The sequence below is a fragment of the Rathayibacter sp. VKM Ac-2803 genome, from assembly GCF_009807175.1.
In the GTDB taxonomy this organism is placed as follows: Bacteria; Actinomycetota; Actinomycetes; order Actinomycetales; family Microbacteriaceae; genus Rathayibacter.
On sequence record NZ_WUCD01000001.1, the window covers coordinates 1,966,979 to 1,979,722 of the forward strand.

The following is a 12,744-nucleotide window of genomic DNA, read 5'->3' on the forward strand; positions in this document are numbered from 1 at the left end:
GTCGCCGCTCGGTTTCGGAACCACCTCGACGGGGTAGGGGGAGTGCACACCGCCCCGGAGCCGCCGCACCGCGCCTCCGCCCACCGAGAGGAACCCCCCGTGGTCGCCATCGCCCCCCTCCGTGACCGCTTCGACGGAGTCGAGAGGATCGCCGTGCTGCGCGGCGGTGGACTGGGCGACCTGCTGTTCGCGCTGCCGGCGGTCGACGCCCTCGCTGCCGCGTACCCCGGAGCCGAGATCACGATGCTGGGCACGCCCGCGCACCGCGTGCTGCTCGAGGGGGTCGACTCGCCCGTCGCGGACGTCGAGATCCTCCCGGTCGCACAGGGCGTGCGCGACGGCCAGGGCGAGGATCCGCAGATCGTCGAGGACTTCACGGCGCGGATGCGGGCCCGGCGGTTCGACCTCGCGGTGCAGTTGCACGGGGGCGGGCGGTTCTCGAACCCGTTCCTGCAGCGGCTCGGCGCGCGGCACACGATCGGGACGCGCACCGACGACGCGGCGGAGCTCGAGCGCACGATCCCCTACGTCTACTACCAGCACGAGATGCTGCGCGCGCTCGAGGTCGTCGGCCTCGCGGGGGCAGCGGCGGTCAGGCTCGAGCCGTTCCTGCACGTCGATCCGGAGCGGCGCGACCGGCTCGCCGCCGCGCTGCCCGCGGGCGGCCCGCTCGTGCTGATCCACCCGGGCGCGACGGATGTGCGCCGCCGCTGGCCGAGCGCCTCCTTCGGCGAGGTGGCGCGGGCGCTGCTGGCCGACGGGGCCCGCGTGCTCGTGGTGGGCGACGCCTCCGATGCGCCGGCTGCCGAGGAGATCGTGGCGGGAGCGCCCGGCGCCGAGTCGTGGGCCGGCGCGGTCGGGCTGCCCGACCTCGCTCCGCTGCTCTCGCTCGCCGACGTCGTGCTCGGCAACGACAGCGGACCCCGGCACCTCGCGGCGGCGGTCGGCGCGCCGACGGTCGGGATCTTCTGGGTGGGCAACGCGATCAACGCGCAGCCGCTCGGCCGGCAGCGCCACCGGGTGCAGCTGAGCTGGACCACGCGCTGCCCGGTCTGCGGCATCGACGTCACCCAGGTGGGCTGGACGGCTCCGCGCTGCGAGCACGAGCTGAGCTTCGTCGACGACGTGCCGGTCGACCGGGTGCTCGAGGACGTGCGGGGAGTGCTCGCCGCGACCCGCTGAACCACGGAACGCCCCCTCGGTGCGCGAGGCGCACGGAGGGGGCGTTCCGGAGTGCTCCGTCAGCGGATCACGGCCAGGACGGCTCCTCCTCGTGCGTGATCACGAGCTCGCGGACCTCGCAGCCCTGCGGCTGGCCGAGGATGAACATGACGGCGTTCGCCACGTTCTCGGGGTCGTTGAGCAGGGCGTCGGGGCCGGGCTTGTACTGCGCGTCGCGGTCGTCGAAGAAGCGCGTCTTCATGCCGGAGGGGATCAGCGTGGTCACGCCGATCTCGCCCTTGGTCTCGGCCGCGAGCGCGCGGGTGAAGCCGAGCACGCCGAACTTCGACGCGCAGTAGGCGGTCGCGTCCGAGACGGCCTTGATCGCGAGGGAGGAGGCGACGGTCACGACGCGCCCGTGGGTCTCGGTCAGGAACGGCAGCGCCGCCCGGACGACCGCCGCGGTGCCGAGCAGGTTCACCGAGATGACCCGCTCCCACTCCTCGGGGTCGACGTCGACGAGACGGCCGCAGCGGTCGATGCCGGCCGCGGTGACGACGGCGTCGAGTCCGCCGTGCTCGCGGGCGATCTCGACGACCGCCTTCTCGGCCTCGCGGGTCTTCGCGACGTCGACCTGGTAGGCGGCGACGCCCTCGCCGAGCGACGACACGTCGCGGTCGAGGATGATCGGGGTCCCGCCGGCGGCCGTCACGGCGGCGGCGACGGCGGCGCCGAGGCCCGACGCTCCTCCGGTGATCAGAACGCGGCCGATGGGGGTGGGAGTGGTGCTCATGGGTGTCCTTTCGAGGGGGCTGGTTCAGCCGACGCGGGCGAGCGCGGCGGCGAGATGAGTGGTCGAGCGGCCCGGGTGGTAGGGCACGGTGAGGACCCGGCCGCCCCATTCGGCGACGGTCGCGGTCTCGGGCAGGGACTCGGCGGAGTAGTCGCCGCCCTTCACCCAGACATCGGGGCGGATGCGGCGCAGCGCCTCGTCGGGGGTGTCCTCGCCGAAGACGATCACCGCGTCGACGCAGCCCAGCGCGAGCAGCAGGTCGACCCGGTCGTCCTGCGGGATGATCGGCCGGAGCTCGCCCTTCAGGCGCCGCACCGAGTCGTCGGAGTTGAGGCAGACGATCAGGCAGTCGCCGAGCGAGCGCGCGGCGGCGAGGGTCCTGGCGTGCCCCGCGTGCAGCAGGTCGAAGCAGCCGCCGGTCGCGACGACCGTGCCGCCCGAGGCGCGCACCGCCTCGGCGACCCGGAGCGCGTCGACGCCGCCGCCGTGCAGGGGGGCGGCGTCGGCGGGCGCTGCGAGGGAGGAGACGCCGCCCGCGAGCAGGTAGGCCCCCGCCTCCTCGACGGCCGCGGCGACGGCGGCCGAGGCGGTCGCACCGCCCGCGAGGGCGACGGCGGCGGAGGCGGCGAACCGGTCGCCCGCGCCGCAGGGGTCGGTGGGCGGCACGGGAGTCGCCGGCACGACGACCGGCACTCCGGCGCCGCGCGAGCGCACGAGAGCCCCGCCCGACCCCATCGTCACGGCGACCGCGCCGCAGCCCCAGCGCTCGAGCAGGGTGGTCGCGGCCGACTCGGCCAGCGTCACTCCGCGGCCCGTGGCGCCCGAGAACGCGGTCGCCTCGGCGAGGTTCGGAGTCACGAGCGTCGCCCCGGCGACCGGCGTCGATCCGCGCGGGTGCGGATCCCAGACCAGCGGCACGTCGAGCGCGTCGAGGGCACGGCGGAGCGCCGCGTCCTCGGTGAGGCGTCGGCCGTAGTCGGCGACGACGACCGCGTCGACTCCCGAGAGCGCGGCGAGCATCTCCTCCGTCACCGATGGGATCCCAGGGCGCTCGCAGCCGCGGTCGAGGCGCACGACGGCGTGACCGGAGGCGGCGACCCGCGTCTTGACGGGGGTCGGGGCGCCGGATGCGCCGGCGACGACGCGGATGCCGTGCAGCTCGGCGCGCAGCTCGGCGACATCGGCGTCGTCGGACAGCGCGGTCACCAGCGTGACGTCGTGGCCGTCTCGCGCGAGCATCCTCGCGACGAGGCCGGCGCCTCCCGCCCGGACACTGCGCGTCGAGACGTCGATGACGGGCACCGGCGCGTCCGGGCTGAGGCGCTCGGCCGGCCCCGAGAGGTCGACGTCGAGCATCACGTCGCCGACGACGGCGAGGCGCAGGCGCGCGCTCACGCGGCGGCCTCGGTGCGGGCGCGGATCCGGTGCTCGAAGGCCCGGCAGAGCGCGTGCACCAGCACGAGCTGCGCCTCCTGCACGTTCGAGCCGTGCCCCTCGAGCGCGATCGACTCGTCGCAGGCGTCGGTCAGCGGGTTGGGCCCGTCGCCGGTCAGCGCCCAGGTGCGGGCCCCCGCGGCGCGCGCCGCCTCGGCCGCGTGCAGCAGATTGGCGCTGCGGCCGCTCGTCGAGAGCAGCACGACCACGTCGCCGGCGCGGGCGTGCGCGGTGACCTGACGCGCGAAGACGTGGTCGAAGCCGTAGTCGTTGCCGATCGCCGTGAGGCTCGACGACTCCGCGTGCAGCGAGATCGCCGAGAAGGGAATGCGGTCGCCGTCGAAGCGGCCGACGAGCTCGGCCGTGAGGTGCTGGGCCTCGGCGGCCGATCCGCCGTTGCCGGCGGCGAGCAGTCGCGCCCCCGAGTGCAGGCGGTCGGCCAGGTCGATGCCCCAGGCCGCGATGCGCTCGGAGTGGCGCTCCAGCTGCGCGACGACGTCGAGGGCGCGGGCGACGTGGTCGTCGACGAGGCGCCGGGCGGCGTCCGTCGGGGTGTCGAGAACGGTGTCGAGGGTCATCGTGCCGCCTTCCGGGGGAGGGGGAGTGAGGGGGCGCCGGTGAGGAGCGGTTCGGCGCCGGCGAGTGTCGAGAGGTAGGCGTGCTCGGTGTCCGCGGCGACGCGGTCCCAGGAGTAGCGCGAGGCGACGCGCTCGCGACCCGCGGCGCCGTACGCGCGGGCGAGAGCGGGCTCGTCGATCAGAGCGGCGAGGGCGGAGGCGAGCGCCTCGGGGTCCCGCGGCGGCGCGTGCACACCGGTCACGCCGTCGACGACCGTGTCGATGAGACCGCCGACTGCGGAGGCGACGACCGGCACTCCGCACGCCATCGCCTCGAGCGGGGTGATGCCGAACGGCTCGTACCAGGGAGCGCAGACCACGATGTCGGCCGAGCGGAGCATCGCCGGCATCTCGGTCTGCGAGAGCTGACCGACCAGGGCGACCCGGTCGGCGACTCCGAGGCTCTCGGCCACCGCGTGCAGCCGCCGGTACTCGGGGTCGGCGGCGAGCGCGTCCCCCGAGCCGGAGCCGCCGACGATGACGAGCTCGGCGTCTCGGCCGCCGGCGACGAGCAGGGCGAGGGCCTCGATCGCGTGCCCCATGCCCTTGCGCGGCACGAGACGGCCGATGCTCATCAGCCGTGTGCGCTCGGTGCGGGGCGCGACGGGTCCGTCGGGGGTGAAGCGCTCGATGTCGACTCCGCACGGGACGATCGAGACGCCCGCGGCGGGCACGCCGAGGGCGGTCAGCTCGGCCACCTCGTCGGAGCAGGTGGCGATGATGCCGTCCGCCCGGCGGCCGACTCCCGGCTCGAGCCACTCGCGCTCGGCCGGGCTCGTGTCCTGCGCGCCCTGCTGGCGGCGCTTGACGACTCCGAGGGCGTGGAAGGTGTGCAGCACGGGGACGCGGCGGCCGGTGGCGGTTGCCACCCGCTCGGAGGCGTCGAGGGCGGCGACGCCCGACATCCAGAAGTGGCTGTGCACGAGGTCGGGCCGCTCCTGGATCCAGTCCGCCGCCAGGTCGACGGCGAAGTCGGCCATGAACGGCAGCAGGTCGTCCTTCGGCACGCGGCGCGCCGGGCCCGCGTCGATGTGCACGACCTCGACTCCGGCGGTGAAGGGGACGCGGCGGGGGAGGGACGGGTCGTCTCGGCGGGTGTAGACCACCACGCGGTGGCCGCGGCGGGCGAGCGCCTCGGCGAGTGCCGCGACGTGCACGTTCTGCCCGCCCGCGTCGACACCGCCGAGCGTGGCCAGCGGGCTGGCGTGCTCGGACACCATCGCGATCGTGAGCGGCGTCATCGGGTGCTCCCTTGCGGGGTCGGGGTGCGGCGGGGGAGATCGGCGAGCACGGTGTCCCAGTCGCGGTGGAACCGGCCGAGCCCGTAGCGCTCGAGGGCGACCTCGCGCGCCACCGCCCCGGCGGCCATCGCCCGCTCGGGGTCGGCGATCAGCGCGCGGGCGGCGGTCGCCAGCGCGTCGAGATCGTTCGAGATCGCGCCGGCCTCGGGCGGGACGGCGCGGCCGGCCTCCGTGACGTCGAGCGCGACCACGGGCATGCCGAGATGCATCGCCTCGAGCAGCGCGAGGCCGAGCGAGGTCCAGCGGAACGGATGCAGGTAGACGCGCCGGCGGGCGAGCGCGGCGTGCATCGCCTCGGTGCGCACGTCGCCCATCACGTTCACCTCGGCGAGCCCCGGCAGCCCGCGCAGCGCCTCGGTCTTCATGCCGAAGACGTCGAGCGGGGCGATCCGGGCGAACCGCGGCAGCAGGTCCGTCCCCGCCACCCGCCCGCGGCGGACGGGCTCGTTGACGGCGACGCCGAAGTGCGGCAGCTCGCCCGTGTAGAGCGCGCCGGGATCGTGGATGCCGTGCTCGATCACCGCGGTGGTCGTCGATCCGGTCTCCCACATCAGCGCGTTGAAGTGCGTGACGTGCACCAGGAGGAGGTCGTCGCTGTCGGCGAACGGGTGCCGGTTGTCGGGCACCTCGCCCCGCGGCGTGTTGTGCTCGACGTAGACGGCGGGCAGGTCGAGGCCGATCCGCCGGCCGAGCAGGCGCTCGGCCTCGGCGAGCTCCTCCGGTCGCTGCAGCAGCACGGCGTCGACCTCGGCGTCGCGCAGATCGTCGGGGGCGATCTCGATCGCGTTCGGCCAGTCGCGTCCGCCGGTGCCGAGGCCCCAGCCGTCGCGCTCGGGCGTCGTCGGGAGCAGGTACTGGTGGTCGCCGCGGACGAAGGCGTCCGCCCAGCCGCCGTGCACGTGCCAGAGCAGGATCCTCATGCCATCGCCTCCGTCGTCGTCAGTCGCAGGGCGGCGGCGACCGCCTCCTCGGCGCTCACCCCCGCCAGGCAGGGATGGCCGGGCACGGGGCAGACGCGCGCGCGCGAGCCCGCGCACGCCGCGTGCTGGTCGCCGAGCAGCGCGACGGGCACGCCGTAGGGCGCCCAGCGCACCGCGGGGACGACGGGCGCGAAGAGGCTGACCACCGGAGTGCCGACCGCCGCGGCGAGGTGCGCGGGGCCGGTGTTGCCGCAGATCACGACGGAGGCTCCCGCGAGCACCTCGGCGGCGCCCGCGAAGTCGGTGGCCCCGCCCAGGTCGATGCCGCGATTTCCCGCGACCCGGGCGGTCAGCGCGCGCTCGCCCGGGCCTCCGGTGACGGCGACCGTCCAGCCCGCGTCCGCGAGGAGCTCGACGGCGCTCGCCGCGTTCTCCGCGGGCCACGCGCGGGCGGGCACGGCCGCTCCGGGGTGCACGACCACGTAGGGCCCGACTCCGTCGAGCTGCGCGGGGAGGCGACCCTCGCGGCGCACTCGGAGGCGTCCGTCGTCACCGGCGGGCAGGGCGAACCCGGCCGCCGCGGCGATGGCGAGGGCGCGCTCCGGCTCCGGCTGGTCCTCCTCGAGCGTCTCGCCCGGCACGAGGCGCACGTCGAGCAGCGCACCGGCGAAGTCGACGGAGGCGCCCGAGATGCGGGCGACGCCTGCCAGGCGCAGCAGCAGGGCGAGCGGCAGCGGCGACTGGTGGAACGAGGTGAGGATCACGGCCTCGTCGGGCGAGAACTCCCGCACGATCGCGGTGAGCTCCTCGACCAGGGCGGCGTCGACCGGCCTGGAGGCGTCGCCGATCCACGGGCACGACCAGGTGCGCACCGAGGCGGGGCCGGGCAGCAGGGCGCCGGCGGGCGCACCCTGCGGGCCGCACAGCAGCAGCACCTCGGCGTCCGCCGCGATCGCGCGGACGGCGGGACCGCAGAGCAGGACGTCGCCGGCGCTGTCGAGGCGGGCGACGAGCACGCGGCGCGTCACTCCGACTCCCCGTCCGGCTGCATGGCGAGCAGCAGCTCGACCGCCTCGAGGAGGGTCGCCGCGCGCAGCGGTGCGGCGGCCACCTCGTCGGCGAGGGTGATCGGAGTCGGCACGATCACTCCGCGGGCTCCCGCGGCGACAGCGGCCCCGACGTCGGCGCCGATGTCGCCGATCACGGCGAGGGAGTCGGCCGGCAGACCGAGCGCGTCGGCTGCGCCGAGCACCATCCCGGGGGCGGGCTTCCGGCAGTCGCAGCCGTCCTCGGGTCCGTGCGGGCAGAGCATCCAGACGTCGAAGCCGCCGAAGAGCTCGTCGACCCGCGCGTTCACGGCGTCGGCCTGCGCGCGGTCGATGATGCCGCGGGCGATGCCCGACTGATTGGTGACGACTCCGAGGGCCAGCCCCGCCTCCCGAGCGCGCGCCACCGCGTCGAGCGCGGTCGGCATCGGCTCGACCTTCGAGGCGTCGCCGTTGTACGGCACGTCGACCACGAGGGTCGCGTCGCGATCGAAGAGGATCCCGCGCAGCGGCGGCGCCGGGCGGCGTCGGCCGGGGGAGGTGCTCAGGGAGGCGTTCACCTTCTCCTCGTACCCCTCTCCGTAGGGTCGTAAACCGGAGGGAGGAGAACTGCTCCCCGTCGGGCGCGTCGGCCGCGTCGGGCGCCGCGCGTCTGAGGCGGCGCGGGTGGGGTACGGGACCCGCGACAGGAAGGAGGCGCCGTGCGCGCTCTCACCGATCCCGACGGAACCCCCGAGATCCTCGCGCTGCGGGCGCTCAAGCTGGGCGACCTCCTCGTCGCCGTCCCGGCGCTGCGAGCGCTTCGCCGAGGCTTCCCCGAGCACCGGCTGATCCTCGCCACGACCCCCTGGCTCGAGCCGATCGTCGATCTCGTCGAGGGCCTCGACGCGCTGGTCCCGACGCTGCGGGGTCTCGACGACCCGCTGCCGGTCGCGCCGCACCGCATCGACATGGCGGTCAACCTCCACGGCAACGGCCCGGAGTCGCGCGACGCGCTCACCGCGCTCGTCCCGCAGCGCACCCTCGAGTTCCGCGTCCCCGCACTCGATCCCGACGCCGGTCCCCACGACCCGCGGCCGCTCTGGATCGACGGCGAGCTCGAGCGCGCCCGCTGGGCCCGCCTGGTGAACTCGATCGGCCTCGCTGCCGATCCCGAGGAGGTCGCGATCGCCGTCCCGGAGGCGCCCGCCCCGGTCGCCGGTGCCGCCGTGGTGCACATCGGCGCCTTCTACGGCTCGCGCGAGTGGCCGGAGGAGCGCTTCGCCGCGGTCGCGCAGGAGCTCGCCCGCCAGGGCCACCGCGTCGTCTACACCGGAGGCGCGAACGAGCGCGACCGCGCGCGCCGCATCGCCGAGCGCGCCGGCGTCGGCGAGGTGCTCGCCGGAGCGATCGACCTGACGGAGTTCGCCGCGGTGGTCGCCGCCGCCGAGGTCGTCGTGACGGTCGACACCGGTGCCGCGCACCTCGCCTCCGCCTACGGGATCCCCTCGGTGGTGATCTTCGGACCGGCGCCGCCCGAGGCCTGGGGTCCGCCCGTCTCGGGCCCGCACGTGGTGCTGACCGACGCCTCGCTCCGCCGCGGCGACGTCTTCTCGGCCGAGCCCGACCCGGCCCTGCTCGCCGTGCAGGTCGAGGACGTGCTCGCCGCCCTGGCGTCGCTGCCCTCGCGTGCCGAGGCGCACCTCAGGCGGTCCGCAGGGTCTCGGTCGAGCGCACGGGAGTGACGCGGGCCCGGCGCTCGCGCTCCGGAGCGCCGAGCGTCTCGGCGAGCTGAGCGAGGGTGCGGCGCTGCAGGCGCGAGACCTGCATCTGCGTCGTGCCCAGCTCGTCCGCGATCTGCTGCTGGGTCATCTCGTCGACGAAGCGCATCCGCAGCAGCTCCTGCTGGCCCTCCTCGAGCAGCCCGAGCGCCTCGGCCAGGCCGTGCCGGCGCTCGATCGCGGACAACCGCTCGTCGTCGCCGCCGAGCGTCTCCGCCAGGCGAACCCCGGCCTCGCCGACCGTCTCGTCGAGCGAGAGGGGATGCCCGGCCGAGCGCGCGTCGGTCACCTCGCTCACCTCGACCCCGAGCCGCCGGGCGACCTCGTCGTCGGACGGGTGGCGGCCGAGCTCCTGCGCCAGCTCCTCGGCGACCACGTTCGCGCGGCGGTGCAGCTCCTGCACGGTCCGGGGCGGGCGGATCATCCAGCCCAGGTCGCGGAGGTGGCGCTTGAGCTCCCCGGTGATGGTCGGCACCGCGAAGGCGGCGAAGCTGTCGCCGCGGTCGGGCGTGAAGCGCTGCGAGGCCTTGACCAGACCGACGTAGGCGACCTGGCGCAGGTCCGACCAGTCGCCGCCGGCCTGCGATCCCGATGTCTGCCCGCTTCCGCGCGAGATGCGGCGGGCCATGGCCTCGGCCAGGCCCAGATGGTCGAGCACGATGCGCTCCCGGATGCGGTCGGCCTCCGCCTGCTCGACTGCGGCGGCCCGGCGGAACAGCGAGAGGGTGCGGGCGTCCTTCTCCTCCCGGGCCGACTCCGAGAGCGCAGCCGGGCGAGCATCGAGACGGCGCTCGGCAGCGAGATCGGTCAGGCTCATGCGGGCGCCTTTCGGGGGTCTCTTTCGGAGGTCTGAGGTCGTGGTCGGCGGTCCTCACACCGCGAGGAGAAGCTCTCGGCCCAGAGCACCACTGCTCCTGCCCGAAAGGCAGTCCATTGACGCCGAGCACTGCTTCGCGCTAGGGCGTGGTGAACACGAGACCGCCGTCGCGAGCACGATCGGGCCGAGCGGAGCACGCGGGATCGTGTTCAAGACGCCCTCGGGCCGCCGGCCGGGTCGCAGGCCCCGCCCGGGGCGCCGGGCGGCTCGACGCGGATAGAATCGGACCCGTATGTCTGAGCTCACTTCCCCCCTGGATCGCGCACCCGACGCGCACCCGTTCACCACCGCGACCGGCAGCGACGTCCGCGTCCGGTTCTGCCCGTCGCCCACCGGGACGCCGCACGTCGGCCTCATCCGCACCGCCCTGTTCAACTGGGCCTTTGCGCGGCACACCGGAGGCACGTTCGTGTTCCGCATCGAGGACACCGACGCCGCGCGCGACAGCGAGGAGAGCGTCGAGCAGATCCTCGACGCTCTGCGCTGGCTGAAGCTCGACTGGGACGAGGGCGTCGGGGTCGGCGGCCCGCACGGCCCGTACCGCCAGTCCGAGCGCAGCGACGTCTACCTCGACGTGATCGAGCGCCTCCTCGCCTCGGGCCACCTCTACGAGAGCTACTCCAGCGCCGAGGAGATCGACGCCCGCAACGAGGCGGCCGGCCGCGCGAAGCAGCACGGCTACGACAACTTCGATCGCGGCCTCACCGAGGAGCAGCGCACGGCCTTCCGCGCCGAGGGCCGGCAGCCCGCGCTCCGCCTCCGCGTCCCCGACGCCGACCTGTCGTTCGACGACCTGGTCCGCGGCCCGATCACGTTCCCCGCCGGGTCGTTCAGCGACTTCGTCGTCGTGCGCCCCAACGGCCAGCCGCTCTACACGCTCGTGAACCCGGTCGACGACGCGATGATGCAGATCACGCACGTTCTCCGCGGCGAGGACATCCTGCCCTCCACCGCCCGGCAGATCGCGCTGTACCACGCGCTCATCGACATCGGAGTGACCACCTTCGTGCCGCGCTTCGGCCACCTCCCCTACGTGATGGGCGACGGGAACAAGAAGCTCTCGAAGCGCGACCCGTCCTCGAACCTGTTCCACCACCGCGACCGCGGCTTCATCCCCGAGGGCCTGGTCAACTACCTGGCGCTGCTCGGCTGGTCTCTGACGCACGACCGCGACGTGTTCTCGATCGACGAGATGATCGCCGCGTTCGACGTCGCCGACGTGAACCCCAACCCGGCCCGCTTCGACCTCAAGAAGGCGGAGTCGATCAACGGCGACCACATCCGCCTCCTCGCCGTCGACGACTTCACCGAGCGGACGGTGCCCTACCTGATCGCCGCGGGAGTCCTCGCCGGCGAGCCCACCGCCGAGCAGCGCGGCGTGCTCGACGCCGCGGCACCGCTGGTGCAGGAGCGCATCGGACTGCTGGGCGAGGCTCCCGGCATGCTCGGCTTCCTGTTCACCACCGCCGACGCGCTCGAGTACGACGAGGACGCGCTGAAGGGTCTGCCCGCGAACGCCGGAGAGGTGCTCGCCGCCTCCGTCGGCGCCCTCGAGCTCGTGCCGGAGGGGGAGTGGCTGACCGCGTCGGTGCAGGAGGCGCTCGCGTCGGCCCTCATCGAGGGGCTCGGGCTCAAGCCGCGCATCGCCTACGGCCCGCTGCGCACGGCGATCTCGGGCCGCCGGGTGTCGCCTCCGCTGTTCGAGTCGATGGAGATCCTCGGCAAGGCCGAGTCGATCGCCCGCCTCGTGCGTCTCTCCTCCCGGCTCGCCTGACCATGGGCGAGGCAGTGGGAGGCCGGTACGACGTCGTCGTGATCGGCGCGGGCCCCGCGGGGCTCTCGGCGTCGCTCAACCTCGTGCGCGCGCGGCGCAGCGTGCTGCTGCTCGACGCGAATCGCCCTCGCAACGCGGCGACGCTGCACTCGCACGGCTTCATCACGCGCGACGGCATCTCGCCGCTCGAGCTGCGTCGCCTCGGCCGCGAGGAGTTCGACCGCTACGACGCCGCCGAGGTGCACAACTGCCTGGTCACCTCGGTCGAGCGCTCGGGAGGCGAGTTCGTGGTCTCCGCCCGGGGCGTCCGCGGCTCGGCCGACCGCCGCGTGATCGCGACCGCCGTCGTGGTGGCCGGCGGCCTCACCGAGCGGCTGCCGTCGCTGCCGAGCGTGCGCGCCTACTACGGCACCGCCGTGCACAGCTGCATGGAGTGCGACGGCTTCGAGAAGGCCGACGAGCCGCTCGCCCTGATCGGCGAGACCGACGACCTCGCCGAGCGCGCCATGCTGCTCTCGCAGTGGTCGACCGATCTGATCGTCTTCACCAACGGCATCGGAGTGGTCAGCGACGCCGACGAGTCCCTGCTCGGCTCGATCGGCGTGCGCGTCGAGCGCCGCCCGGTGGTCGACCTGGTGGGGGAGCGAGCCCGGATGACCGGCGTCGCCCTGGCCGACGGAGACGTGGTTCCGCGCTCCGGCGCGTTCGTCCGTCCCGTCTGGGTGCCGATGCTCGACTACCTCGACGCCGCAGGTCCCGAGCGTGACGCCGAGGGCTTCCTCCGCGTCGACGCCGGCGGCCGCACCTCGGTGCCCGGGCTCTACGCCGCGGGCGAGGTGACCGCCCCCGGCCCGCAGCAGCTGATCGTCGCCGCCGGCTCCGGCGCCCAGGTCGCGTCGGCCCTCAACCGCGACCTCGTGCGGGCCCGCCTCGGCGAGGCCGCCCCGGAGGCGGAGCACCTCGCGATCCCCGATTTGAGCAGCGTGCGCCCGTAGGGTACTGTCGTCTCTCGGCGCTGGAACTCGTTCCGGCCGCCGCCTGGTCTCCCGGCTCATCCCGGG

At 74.8% G+C, this 12,744-nt stretch carries 12 protein-coding genes; 4 read left to right on the forward strand and 8 right to left on the reverse strand.

Features of this window, described 5'->3' with window-relative positions; genetic code table 11:
• Nucleotides 1-99 precede the first annotated feature (99 nt).
• Entirely contained in the window at nucleotides 100-1,182 is a 1,083-nt protein-coding gene (locus tag GRS96_RS09110; RefSeq protein ID WP_159988313.1) for a glycosyltransferase family 9 protein, read from the forward strand.
• Nucleotides 1,183-1,249: 67 nt separating this feature from the next.
• Here the strand turns inward: GRS96_RS09110 and GRS96_RS09115 are convergent, their stop codons facing one another.
• Genes GRS96_RS09115 through GRS96_RS09145 form a run of 7 tightly spaced genes read right to left on the reverse strand, consistent with a single transcriptional unit; the run spans nucleotide 1,250 to nucleotide 7,832 of the window.
• Nucleotides 1,250-1,954 carry an SDR family oxidoreductase gene (locus tag GRS96_RS09115; RefSeq protein WP_159988314.1) on the reverse strand — a complete coding sequence of 235 codons (705 nt, stop codon included), beginning with the start codon at nucleotides 1,952-1,954 and terminating at the stop codon, nucleotides 1,250-1,252.
• Between the two features lie 24 nt (nucleotides 1,955-1,978).
• Complete coding sequence (locus GRS96_RS09120; protein WP_159989282.1) at nucleotides 1,979-3,337, reverse strand: PfkB family carbohydrate kinase; 1,359 nt, start codon at nucleotides 3,335-3,337, stop codon at nucleotides 1,979-1,981.
• A gap of 8 nt (nucleotides 3,338-3,345) precedes the next feature.
• Complete coding sequence (locus tag GRS96_RS09125) at nucleotides 3,346-3,966, reverse strand: D-sedoheptulose-7-phosphate isomerase (protein ID WP_159858981.1); 621 nt, start codon at nucleotides 3,964-3,966, stop codon at nucleotides 3,346-3,348.
• Nucleotides 3,963-5,246: a glycosyltransferase gene (locus GRS96_RS09130; protein WP_159988315.1), complete on the reverse strand. Its 1,284-nt coding sequence runs from the start codon at nucleotides 5,244-5,246 to the stop codon at nucleotides 3,963-3,965. Before GRS96_RS09130 ends, GRS96_RS09125 begins: the two co-directional genes overlap by 4 nt.
• Nucleotides 5,243-6,226 carry a glycosyltransferase gene (locus tag GRS96_RS09135; RefSeq protein WP_159988316.1) on the reverse strand — a complete coding sequence of 328 codons (984 nt, stop codon included), beginning with the start codon at nucleotides 6,224-6,226 and terminating at the stop codon, nucleotides 5,243-5,245. The genes GRS96_RS09130 and GRS96_RS09135 overlap by 4 nt, the downstream gene beginning before the upstream one ends.
• Complete coding sequence (locus GRS96_RS09140; protein WP_204162063.1) at nucleotides 6,223-7,254, reverse strand: glycosyltransferase family 9 protein; 1,032 nt, start codon at nucleotides 7,252-7,254, stop codon at nucleotides 6,223-6,225. The genes GRS96_RS09135 and GRS96_RS09140 overlap by 4 nt, the downstream gene beginning before the upstream one ends.
• The gene (locus tag GRS96_RS09145; RefSeq protein WP_235022102.1) at nucleotides 7,251-7,832 is read right to left on the reverse strand and encodes a D-glycero-alpha-D-manno-heptose-1,7-bisphosphate 7-phosphatase; all 582 of its coding nucleotides are present in this window, start codon (nucleotides 7,830-7,832) and stop codon (nucleotides 7,251-7,253) included. The genes GRS96_RS09140 and GRS96_RS09145 overlap by 4 nt, the downstream gene beginning before the upstream one ends.
• Before the next feature lie 141 nt (nucleotides 7,833-7,973).
• On the opposite strand from GRS96_RS09145, the gene GRS96_RS09150 reads away from it, so the two are divergent.
• A complete protein-coding gene (locus GRS96_RS09150; RefSeq protein ID WP_159988317.1) occupies nucleotides 7,974-8,996 on the forward strand; it encodes a glycosyltransferase family 9 protein in 1,023 nt (340 codons plus the stop codon).
• On the opposite strand, the gene GRS96_RS09155 is transcribed toward GRS96_RS09150, so the two are convergent.
• Nucleotides 8,956-9,849 carry a sigma-70 family RNA polymerase sigma factor gene (locus tag GRS96_RS09155; RefSeq protein ID WP_159988318.1) on the reverse strand — a complete coding sequence of 298 codons (894 nt, stop codon included), beginning with the start codon at nucleotides 9,847-9,849 and terminating at the stop codon, nucleotides 8,956-8,958. The genes GRS96_RS09150 and GRS96_RS09155 overlap by 41 nt on opposite strands.
• Before the next feature lie 292 nt (nucleotides 9,850-10,141).
• On the opposite strand from GRS96_RS09155, the gene gltX reads away from it, so the two are divergent.
• Both gltX and GRS96_RS09165 read left to right on the forward strand, forming a co-directional pair.
• Complete coding sequence (gene gltX / locus GRS96_RS09160; RefSeq protein WP_159988319.1) at nucleotides 10,142-11,683, forward strand: glutamate--tRNA ligase; 1,542 nt, start codon at nucleotides 10,142-10,144, stop codon at nucleotides 11,681-11,683.
• A gap of 2 nt (nucleotides 11,684-11,685) precedes the next feature.
• Complete coding sequence (locus GRS96_RS09165) at nucleotides 11,686-12,678, forward strand: NAD(P)/FAD-dependent oxidoreductase (RefSeq protein ID WP_159858998.1); 993 nt, start codon at nucleotides 11,686-11,688, stop codon at nucleotides 12,676-12,678.
• Nucleotides 12,679-12,744: the final 66 nt, after the last annotated feature.